A 16,818-nucleotide genomic window follows, 5' to 3' on the forward strand; every position below is an offset into this window, starting at 1 on the left:
ACGTCGGCGGTGCCGGTCGGGTTCCGGGTCGGGCTCAGGCCACCCGTCGCGCGGTGCTGAACCGGGGCCGGCCAGCCAGATCGGGATGGCAGGTCACGTCGGCGTACCGGCCGTCGGCGGTGAACACGGCGGGCACCGCCACCGGGTGTGTGTCGTCGTGTTCGATCCCGACGACCCCGCCGGGCGCCAGCAGTTCGGCGGCCCGGCGGACCACCGGCCGGATCACCCCGAGGCCGTCCGCCCCGGCGAAGACCGCCTCCGCCGGGTCGTGGTCGGCCACCTCCGGCGGTACGTCGGTGCCGGCCGGCACGTACGGCGGGTTGCACAGCAGCACGTCGACCCGGCCGGTCAGTTCGGCCAGCAGGTCGGGGTCGGTGACGTCGGCGGCGACCACCCGCACCGGTGGGTCACCGGCGGCGACCCGGCTGGCGGCGTTGCGCCGCAACCACTCCAGCGCCCCCGCCGAGCGTTCGACGGCGTACACGGTCGCGGCCGGCACCTCGTGCGCGACCGACAGCGCGATCGCCCCGGAGCCGCTGCACAGGTCGACGACGAGCGGGGCGGCCAGCTTGCGGGCCCGCGCGATCCCCCACTCGGCGAGCAGTTCGGTCTCCGGCCGGGGCACGAAGACGCCCGGACCGACCGCCAGCTCCAGATAGCGGAACGCCGCCGAGCCCAGCAGGTGCTGCAACGGCTCCCGGCCGGCCCGCCGCGCCACCAGCCGCCGGTAGCGGGCCAGCTCGTCCGGGGTGAACCCGGCCACGAGCGGCAGCCGGCTCCGGTCGACCCCGAGCACGTACGTCGCCAGCCACTCCGCGTCGGCCCGCGGCGACCCGACACCCGCGGCCGACAGCGCGGCGGTGGCCGTGGCCAGCACCGGACCGGGTCGCGTCCGTTCGGTCCCTTCGGGGGGGTGTTCACGAGACGATGTCACGCCATAATCATGAATCGTCGGCCGCGCTGATCCGTCACGCGGTAACCCGTGGCCGTGTCCTGCGCGGGCTCGACGCCGCGTCCGCACGGCAGCGCGCTGCCACCACGTTCCGCAAGGGGGTCCGGCGTGGGTTGGCTCGACCAGGTCACCGACCAGGTTGAGGAACTGACGCGCGCGCGGGAGCTGATGGAGCGCGACCGGTCCGCCGAGGCGGTTGGTCAGCTCGACCTGGTGCTCGCCCGCACCACCGACCCGTACGCGCGGGCCGACGCCCTGGTGCAGCGGCTGTCGGCGCTGATCAACCTGGGCCGTACCGCCGAATACGCCCGGGCGGCCGAGGTGGCGCTGGCCGCGGCCGAGGACCTCGCCGAGCCCTACCTCAAGGGGCACCTGCACGCGCTGGCGGCGCTGGCCGCGCAGGACCTGGGCGCCCTGGACCGGTGCGTGACCCATCTGGTGCGCAGCGTCCGGGCGCTGGAGTCGGTCACCGACCCCGACCAGGAGACCGCGTGGGCCTGGCACGACCTCGCGATGGCCTACTCCTACCTGGGTTTCCACGGCTACGCCCTCGGCGCCATCGAGCAGGCCCGGGTCCTGGGCACCCGGGCCGGCATCGCCGAGGAGATGTTCGCCGCGCCCGGCATCCGGCTGCGCAACGCGGTGGCGCTGGACCACAACGGCGACAGCGACGGCTGTCTCCGGGTGCTGCGCGACATCGGGGCCGACCTCGACCGGATCCTGGCCGGCGGCGACCCGTCCCGGCTGCGGCCGAGCAGCCTGGCCGCATACGGCTACGCGCTGGCCCGCCGGGGTGCCCTCGGCGAGCAGGTGGGCCCGCGGGCCCGCGGCCACGACGCGGCCGCCCTGCTGGCCCGGGGCGGCTACGGTGCGCGCAGCCACGACCTGCGCCGGCTCGGCGACGTCTGCCTGGCGATCACCGCCGGCCGGCTGATCGAGGCGGCGGCGCGGCTCGACACGGCGGCGGTCGCGACCGAGACCCTGGGGGCGGCCGAGCCGGCCCGGCTGCGCAGCCTCATGTACGCGCACAGCGGTGACCACGCGGCGGCGCACCGGGCCGACCGGCACGCGTTCCGGCTGGCCGTCCAGCGCACCGACCGGCTGCGGGACATGTACGTCGACGGCATCGCGACCCGCATCGACCACGAGGAGTTGCGCCGCACCGCCGAGCAGTACGCGGGCGAGGCGATGACCGACCCGCTGACCGGTCTGGCCAACCGCCGCCAGCTCGACAAGTACGTCGAGACGATGATCTCACTGGGTCGTCCGGCGGTGATCGGCATCTGTGATCTCGACGGGTTCAAGGCGGTCAACACCGCGCACGGCCACCACGCGGGTGACCTGGTGCTGCAACGGGTGGCCGGGGTGATCAACCGGGTGATGCGGCGGGGCGACTTCGTGGCCCGCTACGGCGGTGACGAGTTCGTGGTCGTGCTGACCGGGGCGGGCCTGGCCGAGGCGGGCGAGGTCGCCCGGCGGATCGGCCAGGCGGTGGCCGCCGAGGACTGGGAGTCGCTGGTGCCGGGCACGCCGGTCGAGGTGAGCATCGGCTTCGCCGAGGTGACCGGTTCGGGCGCCGCCCTGCGGGAGGCGCTGGCCAGCGCCTTCGACGTCGCCGACCGGGAGATGATGCGGGCCCGGTCCCGGGCCCGCGCCGCGACCTGACCGGCGGGACCGCCGCTACGACCTGTATCGCCGCGGCGGGACCGCTACGACGTGTATTGCTGCGGCGGGACCGCTACGACGTGTATTGCTGCGGCGGGACCGCTACGACGTGTATTGCTGCGGCGGGACCGCCGCTACGACCTGTATTGGCGCGGCGGGACCGCTACGACATGTACAGGTACCAGTACGACTGCTGGTCGTACGGGTGCCACTGGTAGACGCAGTTGTACGAGCCCCACGCCCCGCCCTGTACGAGACTCTCGCCGAAGTAGCGGCACGCGTCGAGCGTGTAGTAGTAGCCGAACAGGTAGGTGGCGGTCACCGCCGAACGTTGGGCCGGCGCCGCCGCGTGGGCCGGGGCGGCGGCGCCGATCAGCAGCGCTCCACCGACGCAGGCGAGCGCGACGAACCTCCGGACTCCACGCATGACGTCTCCTCGGGCCGGACTCCGGTTCCACCGACAAGATAGTCAAGCATCGATCAATGGGACCTGTTGCCGCGCAAGGTTCTCGTCATCCGCGCAACCCGTCGAACCCGCCGCCGGGCGATGGCGCGGGTCAGCGCCGGGCGAGGTCCGTGTCGCCGGCCAATCGGGCGGCACGGTCGGCCTCGGCGAGCGCGTCCAGCACGCCGTCCATGTCTCCGCCGAGCACCAGGTCCAGGTTGTACGCCGTGTAGCCGATCCGGTGATCGGTGATCCGGTTCTGCGGGAAGTTGTAGGTGCGGATCCGCTCCGAGCGGTCCACCGTACGGACCTGGGCCTTGCGGGCGTCGGACGCCGCCGCGTCGGCCTGCTCCTGGGCGACGGCGAGCAGCCGGGCCCGCAGGATCCGCATCGCCTGCTCGCGGTTCTGCAGCTGGCTCTTCTCGTTCTGGCAGGAGACCACGATGCCGGTCGGCACGTGGGTGATCCGGACCGCCGAATCGGTCGTGTTGACCGACTGACCACCCGGGCCGGACGAGCGAAAGACGTCGATGCGCAGGTCGTTCGGGTCGATCGAGACGTCGACGTCCTCGGCCTCGGGCAGCACCAGGACACCGGCGGCGCTGGTGTGGATGCGGCCCTGCGACTCGGTCACCGGCACCCGCTGCACCCGGTGCACGCCGCCCTCCCACTTCAGCCGCGACCAGACGCCGTTGCCGCCGTCGGGCACCCCCTTGGTCTTGACCGCGAGCGAGACGTCCTTGACCCCGCCGAGGTCGGAGTCCTGCGCGTCGATGACCTCGGTGACCCAGCCGTGCCGCTCGGCGTACCGGGTGAACATCCGCAGCAGGTCGCCCGCGAACAGCGCCGACTCCTCGCCGCCCTCGCCCGCCTTGATCTCCAGGATCACGTCCTTGGCGTCGTGCGGATCACGCGGGATCAGCAGCTCGGCCAGCCGCTCCTCCAGCCCGGGCAGGGTGGCGGAGATCGCGTCCACCTCGGTGGCGAACGACGGGTCCTCGGCGGCGAGTTCGCGGGCCGCCGACAGGTCGGCGCGGGCCTGCTCCAGCTCGCCGGCCGCCTTGTGCAGCGGGGCGAGTTCGGCGAACCGGCGGCCGACCCGCCGCGCCGTGTTCTGGTCGGCGTGGATCGCCGGGTCGGCCAGCCGCTTCTCCAGCTCCGCGTATTCGTCGAGAAGCCCGGCGAGACGCTCGTTGCTCATGCTCGTACCTCAATCAGACGACACGGAATGGGATCGGCCGACACGGACATGCGAACGGCGCCCGCCACCCGGACTGGCCGGGTGGCGGGCGCCGTTTTCGTCGCTACTTGGCCTTCTTGGCCTGGACCTTGGCGTACTTCTGCTGGAACTTGGCGACGCGGCCGGCGGTGTCGAGCACGCGCTGCTTGCCGGTGTAGAACGGGTGGCAGGCGCTGCAGGTCTCGACGTGGATCGAACCGCCCTTGGCGGTGCTGCGCGTCGTGAACTTCTCACCGCAGGAGCAGGTGACCTCGGTCACGCCGTACTCGGGGTGGATGTTGGGCTTCATGCTGCCTCGGTCCTTTCTTCGTGGGTCGCCGGGTCGCCGTCTGCGTCTTCCGCGGCGGGCGCGGTTGACTCGGGCGTGAACCGGAACCGTGGCCGGTTGACCAGTTTGCCATGCCGCTCCCGATGGCTCGATATCGGGACCGGCCTTCGTTCCGCGCTGCGGGGCTCCGCTTCGCTTCACTCCTCGCACGAAACCGAACCAACCTTCGTTCCGTGCTGCGGGGCTCCGCTTCGCTTCACTCCTCGCACGAAACCGGGATGCTCGGCACTGGCCACCCTCGATAACGTGAGCCCTCCTCGATCCATTCCCGTTATCCCGGAAGGCATTCCCGTGACCAGCACCCTCGGGCATCCGGCGATCCCGCTCGCCGACGTCGTCGACACCGCCGCCCTCGCCGCCGCGGTCGCCGAGGGATTCGTCCGGATCCAGCGACACCCCGAACTCGCCCTGTCGATCTACAACTACACGGAGGCGTGCCAGTACACCGGCAACTGGACACCGGTGACGCTCGCCTGCCGGGGGCTGATCGTGGACGACGCGACCGGCAACGTGCTGGCGCGGCCGTACCGGAAGTTCTTCAACCACGACCAGCCCGGGGCACCCGTCGTCGCACTCGACGCGGAGGTGACGGTGACCGACAAAGCGGACGGCTCGCTCGGCATCGTCTACCCCGACGGCACCGGCTGGGCGGTCGCCACCCGCGGCTCGTTCGCCTCCGACCAGGCCCGGCACGCGACCGCACTGCTGCGGACCCGGTACGCCGGCTTCACCCCGCCGCCCGGACTCACCGTGCTCGTCGAGATCATCTACCCGGCCAACCGGATCGTGCTCGACTACGCCGGCCTCGACGACCTCGTGCTGCTCGGCGCGGTCGACATCGCCACCGGGCGCAGCCACGGCCCGCAGGCGGTCCCGGACTGGCCGGGCCCGGTCGTCGAGACGTTCGCCTACGACACCCTCGGCGCCGCCCTCGCCGCCGCTCCCCGCCCCGACCGGGAGGGGCTGGTCGTGCACGTACCGGCGACCGACGAGCGGGTGAAGATCAAGTACGCCGACTACGTACGGCTGCACAAGCTCGTCACCGGCCTCAACGCCCGCGTCGTCTGGGAGGTCCTGGCCACCGGCGGCGACCTGGCGGCCGTCATCGCGCCGCTGCCCGACGAGTTCCACGCCTGGGCGCGGGCGGTCGCCACCGCACTGACCGGTACGGTCGACGCCCGCGCCGCCGCCGTCGAGTCCGCGTACGGTGAGATCGTGGCCGGCCTGCCCGACGGCTGGGGCCGGCGCGAGTTCGCCGCGCACGCGGTGCGGCACCCCGACCGTGGTTCCCTTTTCCTCCGCCTCGACGGCAGGGACTACCGTCCGCTGCTGTGGCAGCAGGTCCGGCCCGCCGCGGACTGGACCCCGCACAACCGGAGCGCCGAATGACCCGACTGATCGTCACCCGTGGGCTGCCCGCCTCCGGCAAGACCACCTTCGCCCGCAAGCTCCAGCCGTCCGTGGTCCGGGTCAACCGCGACGACCTGCGCCGGATGCTGCACGGCACCCGGCTGTTCACCCAGTGGGCCGAGGCCCAGGTGACCACCGCCCAGCGGGCCCAGGTCGAGGCACTGCTGCGGGCCCGCGCCGACGTCTGCGTCGACGACACCAACCTGCGGTCGAAGACCGTACGGGAGTGGGCCGAACTCGCCGCCCGCTTCGGCGCCACCTTCGAGGTGCACGACTTCACCGACGTGCCACTCGACGAGTGCCTGCGGCGCGACGCCGAACGGCCCGAGGAGGACCGGGTCGGCGAGGACGCCATCCGGCGGATGCACGAGCGCTACCTCGCCGGCCGCAACCTGCCGCTGCCCGTCCCGTACGTCGAGACCGGTGGCCCGGCGGTGGTCTACACCCCGCCGACCGGGGCACCGGAGGTGGTCCTCGTCGACATCGACGGCACCGTGGCGCTGATGGCCGGCCGCAGCCCGTACGACATGACCCGGGTCGGTGAGGACCTGCCGAACCGGGCGGTCATCTCGGCCGTACGCGCCATGCACGCCGCCGGGTACGGCGTCGTCTACTGCTCCGGGCGCGACGAGTCGGCCCGGCCCGACACGGAGGCGTGGCTCGACCTGCACGTGGAGGTGCCGTACCTGGGGCTGTACATGCGCCCTGTCGGCGACTCCCGCAAGGACTCGGTGGTCAAGAAGGAGATCTTCGAACGGGAGATCAAGGACCGGTACGCCGTCGTCGGCGTCTTCGACGACCGGATGCAGGTCGTCCGGATGTGGCGCGAACTGGGCCTGACCGTCTTCCAGGTGGCCGAGGGCGACTTCTGATCCGCCCCACCCGATCGCCATGATCGTCTGCAGTTGAGGTTCTCGACACGCCGAGTCGGCAACGCCTGAACTGCAGATGATCACCCATAGCACCTCCAGCGCAAGATCGTCACGTCGTCCACAGGTCTCCTCGTCGTCCACAGACTTCCATGGCCGGGCGGCGGCCGGGACGCGATGGTGGCACCTTCGACGGCATGAATCCGACGCTTAGGTCTCTTGTGGACGCCAGTGGCGGGGTGGTGACCCGTGGCCAGACCTGCGAGGTGGTACCACGGTGGGTGCTGGCCGCAGCCCGACGTAACGGTCAGTTGTGCCGGGTGCTACCCGAGGTCTACGTTGACCGCCGCCGCATGCGGCCCGGCGGCGAGGAAGCGCCCCCGTGCCCCCCATTGGCCGCCCTCGACCGAACCCTGACACCGTGCCGCACTGGCCTACCTCGCCGGGAACGGCGGCCTCAGTCACACGACCGCCCTCGACGTCTGGGGTCTACGTCCGCAGCCGCCCGGCGAGCCGATCCACGCCAGCGTTCCGGTCGGCTCCGGTCTGCGCACCCAGCCCGGCCTGGTGATCCACCACCGGCGTGCATCCGTAGTCCGGACCTGGCGCGGGACATGCGTCACCAGGGTCGAGAACTCGCTGGTCGACGCCTGGCCGGTGCTGCCGGTGGCCGAGCGGCCGGGGCCGGTCATCAAAGCCGTCAACGGCCGGCGGACCACCCCGCAGCGCGTCTGCACCGCTCTGTCCACCGCGCCGAGACTCGGCGGCCGGGCCGAGTTGCGCGTCCTTCTGGACCGGCTCGCCGACGGCTGCCTGAGTGCGCTGGAGATCTGGGGACACGACCACGTCTTCACCGGCCCAGGAATGCCGTCGTTCGCGCGGCAGGTCCGCATCGTGGTCGGCCAGCGCACCACCTATCTCGACGTCTACGCGGAACGGGAGCGGGTCGACATCGAACTCGATGGTGCCGCTTCGCACGGCGACGCCCGGCAGCGCGAGACAGATCTCCGCCGCGACGCCCTCCTGGCCACCGTGGGGATACTCGTCGTGCGGTTCTCACACGCTCGACTGACAGGGCAGCCCGATGAGGTCCGAAAGGAGGTCCTGACGATTCTGGCCGACCGTCGCGGCGTAAGTAGACGTGTCAGCGGGTGATCGTCTGCGGCTCAGGCGTTGGCCGAACGGCGTGTCGAGCGCCTGAAGCGCAGACGATCATGAAGGGCGAGAGGAGTCGGAGTTAGAGGCCCTGTTCGCGGGCCATGATGATGGCCTGGGCGCGGTCGGCGACCTGGAGCTTGGTGAAGATGTTGGAGACGTGGTTGCGGACCGTCTTCTGGCTCAGGCCGAGGCGCAGCGCGATCTGCGGGTTCGTCAGGTGCTGGGCGATCAGCGCCAGGATCTCCCGCTCCCGCGAGGTCAGTTCCGGAAATGCCGGTTCGGCCCGGTTGAGCCCGGCGAAGTAGCCCATCAGCCGGGTGGCGATGGCCGGGCCGAAGATCGCTTCGCCGTCGGCGACCACCCGTACCGATCGGATGATCTCCAGCCGGCGGGCGCCCTTGAGGACGTAGCCGCGGGCGCCGGCGCGCAGCGCGGCGAAGATCGAGTCGTCGTCGTCGGCCATGCTGAGGATCAGCACCCGGACGTGCGGGCTCATCCGCACCATCCGCTCGGTGGCCGCGATGCCGCCCATGCCGGGCATTGTCAGGTCGAGCAGCACCACGTCGGGCTGGAGCCGGTCCAGGGCGACCAGTGCCTCCTCGCCGCTGGCGGCCTCGCCGCAGACGTCGATCTCGGGACTGGTGGCGAGCAGGGCGCGCAGCCCGGCCCGAAACGGGGCGTGGTCGTCAACCAGCAGCACCCGGATCTGGTCCATCGGTCTCCTCTGTGGTGGTGGGCAGGATCGCGGTCACCCGGGTGCCCGTACCCGGGGCCGAGGTGACGGTGCACTCGCCGCCGAGTTCGTCGGCGCGCTCGCGCATCGAGTGCATGCCGACGCCGTCCGGCTGGCCGGGCTGGCGGCCCCGGCCGTCGTCGTGGACGTCGAGGCGCAGTTGCTGCCCGGTGATGGTCAGCCGTACCTCGACGGTGTCCGCTCGGGCGTGCTTGCGCGCGTTGTTCAGCGCTTCGACGGCGATCCGGTAGGCGGCGACCTCGGTGGCGGCGGGCAGTGCGGGCAGTGCCTCGGGAGCTTCGAAGACGACCCGGGGGCCGGCGGCCGGCCAGGCGGCGATGTGCGACCGGAGCGCCCCGGCCAGCCCCATCGTGTCCAGCGCCGGTGGCCGCAGCCCGTCGACGAGCCGCCGTACGTCGGCGACGGCGGTACGCGCGTCGACGACGATCTCCTCCAGCATGCGGTTGGCCTGCTCCCCCGGCCCGATCTCCTGGGCCACCTCGGCCCGCATGGTCAGCCCGGCCAGCGTCGGCCCGAGACCGTCGTGCAGGTCGCGGCGCAGCCGCCGGCGCTCCTCCTCTCGGGCCACGACCAGGTGTTCGCGGGAGCGTTGCAGGTCGGCGGCGAGCGACTGGGCCCGGTCGAGGGCCCGGACCGCCTGTACGGCGACGCCGATGTGCCGGGCGAGGTCGGCGAGCAGGCGCAGTTCGCGGTCACCGAGCGACACCTCCCCGCTGCGGGGGCCGAGCAGCAGGTCGCCGACCGGCTCGCCGGCGACCAGCGGGATCCGGACCGGGTCGGCGGGCGGGCTGCCCAGCCGGTACGACCGCCCGTCGACGGTCTGTATTTCCACGTAGGACAGTTGCAGCGCCTCGCGTACGGTCGCCGTGCTGGTGGACAGGACGGCGCTGGAGTCCTGGGTCTGCTCCAGCCGCTGCCCGAGCCGGGCCAGCACGGCGTACGGGTCGTCGCGTTCGCCGTACACCAGGATGTTGACCCGGCGTTGCAGCCAGTGCCGCAGCGGGGCGAAGATCAGCGCGGCGACGGCCGCCCCGGCGAACGAGACCGGCAGGCTGGCCGAGGTGTCGAATCCAGCCCCGAGCAGGCCGACGACCAGCACGTACGCGCCGCCGACGCAGGCTGACAGGGTGACGAACACCGCGGTACGGCTGATCAGCAGGTCGATGTCGAAGAGCTGGTGTTTCAGGATGGCGATGCCGAGCGCGACCAGGACCAGCGACACGCTGGCACCGCCGGCGAAGTCCCAGACGGCGTTCTCGTACGGGAAGAGGCCCGGGTGGCCGTCGGTCAGGCCGACGACGAGTCGACCGGCCACCACGAGTACGGATAGGCCGACCGCGTACCCGAGCCACTTGACCTGCTGGCGGCGGGCGCCGCGGGCCTTGCGGGCCTGCCAGACGACGGTGCCGCCGGCGGCGAAGAGGAACACCGCGCTGGCCAGGATGGCGAGGGTGCCGGTGGTGTCGGCGAGCGGCTGCCAGCCGGTGACGCCCAACGGGTTGGGCGCGCTGACCGGGTAGATCTGCTCGTTGTCGCCGGGCCGCACCGCGTTGGTGACCACGGCGAGCGCGGTGAGGGCCACGACCGTCCAGATCACCGGCCGCCACCGGGGGGAGAGCAGCCGGCCGTCGGGGAAGAACGCCGGGATCAGTGCGATGGCGGCGTTGCCGGGAATCCAGAGCCAGTTCTGCGGCCAGGCCAGCGCGGCGGCGAACGGCAGCGATCCGGGGTCGACGACGACGCCGTGGGCGGCGTACTGGCCGCAGGCCTCCTGGAGGGCGAAGCACAGGCCGCTGGTGAGGGCGAGCCAGCCGACCGGGTTGCCCGGCCGGTGTGCGGCGATCAGCCCGCCGACGACCGCGCTGGCGACCACCAGGAGGTGGTGGCTCAGGTCGCTGGCCGGCGCCCCGTTCAGCACCGCCAGCCAGATGGCGGCGGCGGTCAGCAGCAGCGTCAGTCCGCACAGCGGCCAGGCGGCCTGCCGCGCCCACCTGGCCGTACGGTCGGTCGTCATCTCGTCGCCGACACTAGTGATCGTCGTGTCCCGTTGTCATGGGACAACCGTCCCGGCGCGCCGGGCGCCAGGGGTGGTGCCCGGCGCCCGGACGGTCGGCCCGGCCCAGTGCGAACCGGTCGGTCCCGGTCGGGGACGCATCGTCACCGCCGCTCGGCGACCGGGCGCGGGCCGGCGAACGCCAGGACGAGACCGGCGACGATCACCCAGAGCCCGGCCGGGACCAGCGAGATGTACTGCACCGGCGCGAGCTGGGTCGCGGCGACCAGCAGGGCCATGACCGCGCTGAAGACGGCGAACCAGCGGCTGACCGAGCCGTGCCGGAACCCGCCGACCGCGACCGCGCCGGCGGTCAGGCCGATGCCGCCCCAGAGCCAGGACATCGTGGCGAAGATCGTCGTTCCGGCGGCGATGGTGTCGGGGTCGACCTCGCCGGCCGCGCCGAGGTCGAAGAACAGCTGGGTCGAGATGCCGCCGCCGATGAGCAGGCCGACCAGCACCAGGCCGACACCGGTCGCGGCGAGGGTCGGCACGAGGCTGCCGGCCGGCTCCTGCGCGCCGAGGTGCCGGCGCAGCCCCGCCGCGAAGATCGCCAGGCAGACGATGGCGAGCGAGCACACCACCTGGTGCGCCCAGACGTAGGCGGCGCCGTCGGCGATGGCGGCGACGTAGCCCGCGTTGTCGGCCCGCTGCTCCTCACCGCCGAGGCTTGCGGTGGCGAAGATGCCGACGAGACCGATCAGGCCGCCGGCCGTACCGGCCAGGGCCCAGCCCCGCCGGGGGCGCGCGGGGGCCGGGGTCGTGGCGGCGTTCGTGGTCTCGCGGAACATGGTGGGGTGCATCGGATCCTCCCTGGTGTCGGCGTTCACCAGGAAGGATGGCGGGGGACTGACTCGGGCCGCATGAGGCGGCTGTCCCGACCGGCCCGGGAAATCCACCGGGACAACCGCCCGCCGACGGTGCCCGGCCCCAGGGGCCAGGGGGGTCGGGCAGGCGTGTCCCGGCCCGGGGGACCACCGGGCCGGGGCACGCGATCGGGGCTCAGGCCGCCCGGCGGGCCGCCGGGCGCAGGGTCAGCGTCGTCTCGGCCCGGACCCCGTTCACGGTCACCGCGAGCACGACCGACCCGCTGGCGCGCAGCGCCCTGAGCTGTCCGCTGTCCGGGTCGAACCAGGCCACGTGCCAGGGCCGCAGACCCGGCACGCCCCCGATGTGGACGTTCGGGGAGGCACTCCAGTCGGCGCTGAGCGGCGCGGCCACCGGCACCTGCCGCCCGCCGGCCTGGCCGACCGTGGCGGTCACCGGCACCGGGGTGCCGGGTGCGACGGTGGCCGGCGCGGTCACGGTGAGCGAGTCGACGTGCGCCCGGGTCTGCGCGCTGATCCACCGCGGCCCCTCGGCCAGCGGGTTGCGGCGGGCCCGTTCGGCGTCGCGTTCGCTGACCCGGTCGACACCGAACATCGTCCAGCCGGTGAAGCCGCCCAGGTGCGGCGGGGTCGACGGGCTCTTGCCGGCGTTGCCGTTGATGACGTACGGGACCCCGTCGACCCGGTCGGCGTGGAACGTGCCGACGTGGCCGCCGACGAACGCCGCGCCCTTGCCGGTGCGGTGCTGGAACTCGGCCAGCCACTGCTCCAGCAGCGCCGCCTCCTTGCGGTCGCCGAGCTGGCTCGCCTTCGCCGGCAGCGGGTCGCGCGGCGGGTGGTGGTGTAGCACCACCACCGATCCGACCGCCGGGTCGGTGGCCGCGCCGTCAAGGGCGGCCCGCAGGGCGCGGATCTGGTCGAAGCCGCCGCCGCGCAGCGTGCCGGTCGCCGAGTTCAGCGTCACGAAGCGGGTGCCCTTGTGGTCGAAGACCCGCGACGGGGCGCCGAAGACCGCCTGGAAGTTGGCGATCGGGGCACCCATGATCTCGTGGTTGCCCGGTACGTAGAAGTACGGCAACTCGCCGCCCAACTCCTCGTCGAGGATCCGCTTGGCGAGCGCGAAGTCGGCCGGGTAGGCGGTGTCGACGAAGTCGCCGTTGATGACCAGGAAGTCCGGCCGGGCCGCCTTCACCTCGCGCAGCGTACGGCGGGCCTGGGCGACCAGGTCGCTGTCCGGGGCGGCGGCGACGAACTGGACGTCGGACAGGACCGCGAACCGCCAGTCGGCGCCGTCGACGGTGCCGTCGCGGACCACCACCCGGTCGGTACGGGCCGGCTCGGCCGGCGCCTCCACCGTCGGCGGCACCTTCGCCACGATGTCGTCGATGACGATCTCGTTGGTGTACGCCGCCGCCCCGTCGGTCTCCGCGACGTAGAAGCGCCGGATCCGGACCGGGTACTGCACGCCGGCCGGGACCGCCATCTCGACGTACCGCCAGCCGGTCCAGTCCAGGTAGGGGCCGCGCAGCACGTGCTGCTGGTCGAGCGCGTCGTGCAGGTGCAGGCTGGGCCACTCCCCCTTGCCGGTGCTGTGGATCCACATCCCGAACGCCTGCGGCTGGCCGTCGACCTCGATCCAGGCCGGCGGGTCGGCGTACGCGGCCCGGGTGCCGGTCGAGGTGCTGAAGTCGTACGTCAGCTTGAGCCCGGTGCCGGTGTGCCCGGGTGCCGGGGCGGCCGAGCCGGTGGCCCGGGCGGCGCTGAACCGCCAGTTGGCGGCGTCGTCGAAGGTGGCGACCGGCACCTCTTCGAGCCCGACGGTGACCGGTACGGCGGTGGTCGCCGTGCCGACCCGGGCGGTCAGCAGCCCGCCGCCGGTGCCGGCCTTCGCGGTCACCCGCAGGAAGCCGTCGTCGGTCGGGGTGACCGCGAGCAGGTCGCGGTCGTAGTCCAGGCGTACGTCGGCGGGCTCGATCGGCGCCGTGTTGCCCTCGGCGTCGTAGCCGACGATGCCGACCAGGGCCGACGCGTCGGCGCCGGCCAGCCCGACCTTGTCGGCGGTGGCGTCGATGCGGGCCAGCGGTCCGAGCACGGTCAGCTTCAGCTCGCCCTTCGCCGCGCCCCGGAACGCGGTGACCGTGGTCGGGCCGGGTACCAGGGCGCGGAAGACACCGTCCCGGGACACCACGCCGTGTACGGCCGGGTTGGCCCGCCAGTTCGGGGCGCCGGCCGCCGGGCCGTACGTCTCGTCGTGGCCGGCGGCGGTCAGCCGGCGGGTCAGGCCGGGGAAGACCCGGTCCGGCCGGCCGCCACGGACCGGGCCGAGGCCGGGCGCGGCGGACGGGTCGGTCGCCGTCTCCACCCAGTACGCCGTCAGCCGGCCGCTGCCGCGCGGCGCGAAGATGGCCAGCCCGTTCGGTACGGCCCGCTCGGAGCCGTCGGACGGGCTGTTCTCGACCTGTACGGCGGCCGCCCCGGGTTCGCGGGCCAGCAGCGTGGACGAGCCGCCGCCGTCGAGGTTGAGCGCGTGGTGGGCGCCGAGTTCGGTCATCATCCGGCCGAGTTCGGTCAGCGTCACGCCCCGGCTGTCGGCCTGCCGGCCGTCGACGGTCAGCAGGATCATCCGGCGGCCGTCGGCGGAGAAGCCGACCGCCGTACGCGGTTCGGGGTTGACGTCGCCGATGTCCTGGGCGACGCCGTCGCGGACCAGGACGTGGTTGCCGCCGACGGCGGCGTGCAGTTCGCTGCCGTCGGACGGCTTCGGCCGGTAGGCGACGGTGACCGGGTCGCCGGGGCGCAGCGCGGCGAGCGCGTCGGCGCCGGCGTCGCGGCCGAGCAGGATCGTCGTACCGGCCGGGATGGCGCCCTCACCGGCGGCGCCGACCGTGGCGACCCGCCCGTCGACGACCATGACCTCGGTCACCCGGGTCGCGCCGGACACCGCCCGGGCGCGCGGGTACGTCCCCCACAGCGCGGTGAAGACGCCGATGCCGCCCGTCTGGACCAGGTTGTTGAACTGGGTGAGTGCCACCGGGCCGGTGGGCAGGGTGGCGGTGCCGTCGAAGTGCACCTGGATCACCCGGCCGAGCCCGCCGGTGGTGATCGCGGCGGCGTTGTGGTGCCCGGCGATCGGTGACTGGACCAGCTCGCCGTCGCGGATGCCGATGCCCTGGGCGGCACCGGAGTTGTTGATGTCGAAGAAGTCGCCGTTGACGGCGGCGACCGCGCCGGCCGCGTCGACGGCCCTACGCAGCGGCTCGGCCCGGGCGACCGCGCCGGAGTTCACGTAGTCGACGGTCAGGCCGCCGGACAGGTCGGCGGTGAGCGCGTCGGCGCGCAGCCAGCCCGCCGGGTCGAAGCGGTCGAACGAGGTCAGGGTGAGGCCGGGGGCGACCGGGCGGGTCCGGGTCGCGGTCTCGATGCCGCCGGCCGGCTCGACCGACAGCGGCGACGTGCCGGCCGCCGGGTAGGACGAGGCGGCGGGCGCGTCCTCGACGGCCGTGCCGGCCGGGCCGGTGAGGCCCGGCCGGGGTTCGGCGTACGCCGGCAGCGGGCCGGCGAGCGTCAGCAGCGGCGCCAGGACGAGGACGCCGACGAGGCGGAGTGATCGGCTGCGGGTACGCATGTCCGGTAGTCAACCCGAGCCCGAATAGAACTTTCAATAGCTACCGGGTTACTTGAAGAAAAACTCCAAAGAGTCGATCCTCCTCAGTGGGCCACCGGGCAGGCCGGCCGGATCACCGGTGCCGACTGCCGGGGCGCCCCGCCGGCCGGCAGCGGGGTCCGGGCGCCGGGCACGGCACGGGAGGCGGGGGCGGCGGTGTGGCCGGCGGACTCCCCGGCAACCGGGGCACGCTCCCCCGCGACCGGGGCGCCCTCCGGGGTGTCCTCGGGGGCGGCGTGCCGGGGCGACGGACCGAGGTGCCCGTACCGGCCCAGGTCGCGGGCCGCACTGTCGAGATAGAAGTTCGGCCGCTGGTCGGCCTCGTGGTAGTAGCGGTGGAAGACCCGGGTCGCCCCGCCCGAGATCGGCGGCACGATCCAGGTCCAGTCCGCCGGCACCTCCCGGCCGGCCCGCCGCTCGTTGCCCAGGTGGGTGACGAACCGGTCCGATTCGGTGTGGTGGTCGCTGATCCGCACGCCGGCCCGCTCGAACGACCAGAGCACCGCCCGGTTCAACTCCACCAGCGCCCGGTCCCGCCACAGCGTGCTGGCCCGCGACGTGTCCAGTTCCATCGCCCGGGCCACGACCGGGACGAGGTCGTAGCGGTCGGGGTCGGCGAGGTTGCGGGCCCCGATCTCGGTGCCCATGTACCAGCCGTTGAACGGCGCGAGTGGATAGTCCACGCCGCCGATGCTGAGCCGCATGTTCGCGATCGCCGGTACGGCGTGCCAGCGCAGGTCGAGGCCGGCGAACCAGTCGTACTCGGGGTGTTCGAGCGGCACCTCCAGCACCGCGTCGGCCGGCAGGTCGAAGAGGCGTACGCCGTCCTGCGGCGTCTGGATCACCAGCGGCAGTACGTCGAACGCCCCGCCCGCGCCCTTCCAGCCCAGGTCCTGTACGGCCCGGGTGAAGTCGACGTACCGGGGATCACCGACCACCTCGCCGGCCGGGGTGCGGTAGCCGGCGTACCGGATCAGTTGCTCGTTCCACACCCGGGGGTGCGGGCGGCCGGGCTCGGCCGGCGCGAACACCGTGATGACCGGCCGGATCGCCCCCGCAGCCCGGTCGGCGCGGCCGGTGCCGCCGGCAAGGTTGAGGTGGCGGACCATCCGGGTGAAGATCTCGTCCGCGCCGCGGGCCTTCCGCTCGTCGAGCACCACCAGGCTGCGCCAGTAGAGCCGGCCGATGCACCGGCTCGCGTTGCGCCACGCCACCTTCGCCCCGTACGTCAGCTCCTCGGTGCTGTGCGTGTAGGTGCCGGTGGCGTCGATCTGGGCGCGTACCTCGTCGAGCCGGGGTCCGAGATCGCCGAAGCGGGGGTTCTCCGCGTAGCACATCCGCAGGAAGTCCTCGGCCTCCGCGACGTCGACCGGTGCCGACGGGTCCCGGTCCGGCGACGGCTCGTCTCGATAACCCGGTATCGCCATCTGTGTCTCCTCGCGACGGATTTCCG

13 protein-coding genes are annotated in these 16,818 nt (G+C 73.2%); 4 read left to right on the plus strand and 9 right to left on the minus strand.

All coding sequences use genetic code 11. From position 1 onward, the window contains the following. Positions 1-34 precede the first annotated feature (34 nt). Positions 35-934 (minus strand): peptide chain release factor N(5)-glutamine methyltransferase, encoded by a 900-nt coding sequence (gene prmC, locus AB0M79_RS06715; RefSeq protein ID WP_364208601.1) that lies wholly within the window; start codon positions 932-934, stop codon positions 35-37. Positions 935-1,060: 126 nt separating this feature from the next. On the opposite strand from prmC, the gene AB0M79_RS06720 reads away from it, so the two are divergent. After that, positions 1,061-2,617, plus strand: coding sequence for a GGDEF domain-containing protein (locus tag AB0M79_RS06720; RefSeq protein ID WP_364208604.1), 1,557 nt, complete (start codon positions 1,061-1,063; stop codon positions 2,615-2,617). A 163-nt stretch (positions 2,618-2,780) separates the two neighbouring features. Here AB0M79_RS06720 and AB0M79_RS06725 read toward each other — a convergent pair whose 3' ends face one another. From AB0M79_RS06725 to rpmE, 3 genes are all read right to left on the minus strand, one after another. Beyond that, positions 2,781-3,044 carry a hypothetical protein gene (locus tag AB0M79_RS06725; protein ID WP_357532918.1) on the minus strand — a complete coding sequence of 88 codons (264 nt, stop codon included), beginning with the start codon at positions 3,042-3,044 and terminating at the stop codon, positions 2,781-2,783. A 130-nt stretch (positions 3,045-3,174) separates the two neighbouring features. Further along, a complete protein-coding gene (prfA, locus tag AB0M79_RS06730; protein WP_364208608.1) occupies positions 3,175-4,263 on the minus strand; it encodes a peptide chain release factor 1 in 1,089 nt (362 codons plus the stop codon). Positions 4,264-4,366: 103 nt separating this feature from the next. Continuing rightward, positions 4,367-4,591, minus strand: coding sequence for a 50S ribosomal protein L31 (gene rpmE / locus AB0M79_RS06735; RefSeq protein ID WP_364208611.1), 225 nt, complete (start codon positions 4,589-4,591; stop codon positions 4,367-4,369). Between the two features lie 330 nt (positions 4,592-4,921). Between rpmE and AB0M79_RS06740 the strand changes: the two genes are divergently transcribed. The 3 genes from AB0M79_RS06740 (at position 4,922) to AB0M79_RS06750 (ending at position 8,064) form a co-directional block, all read left to right on the plus strand. Next, a complete protein-coding gene (locus AB0M79_RS06740; RefSeq protein ID WP_364208614.1) occupies positions 4,922-6,019 on the plus strand; it encodes an RNA ligase in 1,098 nt (365 codons plus the stop codon). Beyond that, positions 6,016-6,912: an AAA family ATPase gene (locus tag AB0M79_RS06745; protein ID WP_357532925.1), complete on the plus strand. Its 897-nt coding sequence runs from the start codon at positions 6,016-6,018 to the stop codon at positions 6,910-6,912. Before AB0M79_RS06740 ends, AB0M79_RS06745 begins: the two co-directional genes overlap by 4 nt. 564 nt (positions 6,913-7,476) lie before the next feature. After that, positions 7,477-8,064, plus strand: a complete 588-nt coding sequence (locus tag AB0M79_RS06750) for a DUF559 domain-containing protein (RefSeq protein WP_364208619.1) — start codon at positions 7,477-7,479, stop codon at positions 8,062-8,064. Between the two features lie 82 nt (positions 8,065-8,146). Here the strand turns inward: AB0M79_RS06750 and AB0M79_RS06755 are convergent, their stop codons facing one another. The 5 genes from AB0M79_RS06755 to AB0M79_RS06775 form a co-directional block, all read right to left on the minus strand. After that, positions 8,147-8,782, minus strand: a complete 636-nt coding sequence (locus tag AB0M79_RS06755) for a response regulator transcription factor (protein WP_357532928.1) — start codon at positions 8,780-8,782, stop codon at positions 8,147-8,149. Continuing rightward, positions 8,754-10,835 (minus strand): histidine kinase, encoded by a 2,082-nt coding sequence (locus AB0M79_RS06760; RefSeq protein WP_364208622.1) that lies wholly within the window; start codon positions 10,833-10,835, stop codon positions 8,754-8,756. The genes AB0M79_RS06755 and AB0M79_RS06760 overlap by 29 nt, the downstream gene beginning before the upstream one ends. A 143-nt stretch (positions 10,836-10,978) precedes the next feature. Continuing rightward, positions 10,979-11,677 carry a hypothetical protein gene (locus AB0M79_RS06765; RefSeq protein WP_364208625.1) on the minus strand — a complete coding sequence of 233 codons (699 nt, stop codon included), beginning with the start codon at positions 11,675-11,677 and terminating at the stop codon, positions 10,979-10,981. Positions 11,678-11,876: 199 nt separating this feature from the next. Continuing rightward, positions 11,877-15,326: a phosphodiester glycosidase family protein gene (locus tag AB0M79_RS06770; RefSeq protein ID WP_364208628.1), complete on the minus strand. Its 3,450-nt coding sequence runs from the start codon at positions 15,324-15,326 to the stop codon at positions 11,877-11,879. An 83-nt stretch (positions 15,327-15,409) separates the two neighbouring features. Further along, a complete protein-coding gene (locus AB0M79_RS06775; RefSeq protein WP_364208631.1) occupies positions 15,410-16,792 on the minus strand; it encodes a nitric oxide synthase oxygenase in 1,383 nt (460 codons plus the stop codon). Between the last annotated feature and the right edge of the window lie 26 nt (positions 16,793-16,818).

The sequence above is a fragment of the Polymorphospora sp. NPDC051019 genome (assembly GCF_040683055.1).
Lineage (GTDB): Bacteria > Actinomycetota > Actinomycetes > Mycobacteriales > Micromonosporaceae > Polymorphospora > Polymorphospora lycopeni.

Excerpts from the sequence above, each read along its gene's own strand:
- AB0M79_RS06725 (WP_357532918.1), bottom strand. The coding sequence starts at position 3,044 with ATGCGTGGAGTCCGGAGGTTCGTCGCGCTCGCCTGCGTCGGTGGAGCG.
- prfA (WP_364208608.1), bottom strand. The coding sequence starts at position 4,263 with ATGAGCAACGAGCGTCTCGCCGGGCTTCTCGACGAATACGCGGAGCTG.
- rpmE (WP_364208611.1), bottom strand. The coding sequence starts at position 4,591 with ATGAAGCCCAACATCCACCCCGAGTACGGCGTGACCGAGGTCACCTGC.
- AB0M79_RS06745 (WP_357532925.1), top strand. The coding sequence starts at position 6,016 with ATGACCCGACTGATCGTCACCCGTGGGCTGCCCGCCTCCGGCAAGACC.
- AB0M79_RS06755 (WP_357532928.1), bottom strand. The coding sequence starts at position 8,782 with ATGGACCAGATCCGGGTGCTGCTGGTTGACGACCACGCCCCGTTTCGG.
- AB0M79_RS06760 (WP_364208622.1), bottom strand. The coding sequence starts at position 10,835 with ATGACGACCGACCGTACGGCCAGGTGGGCGCGGCAGGCCGCCTGGCCG.
- AB0M79_RS06765 (WP_364208625.1), bottom strand. The coding sequence starts at position 11,677 with ATGCACCCCACCATGTTCCGCGAGACCACGAACGCCGCCACGACCCCG.
- AB0M79_RS06770 (WP_364208628.1), bottom strand. The coding sequence starts at position 15,326 with ATGCGTACCCGCAGCCGATCACTCCGCCTCGTCGGCGTCCTCGTCCTG.
- AB0M79_RS06775 (WP_364208631.1), bottom strand. The coding sequence starts at position 16,792 with ATGGCGATACCGGGTTATCGAGACGAGCCGTCGCCGGACCGGGACCCG.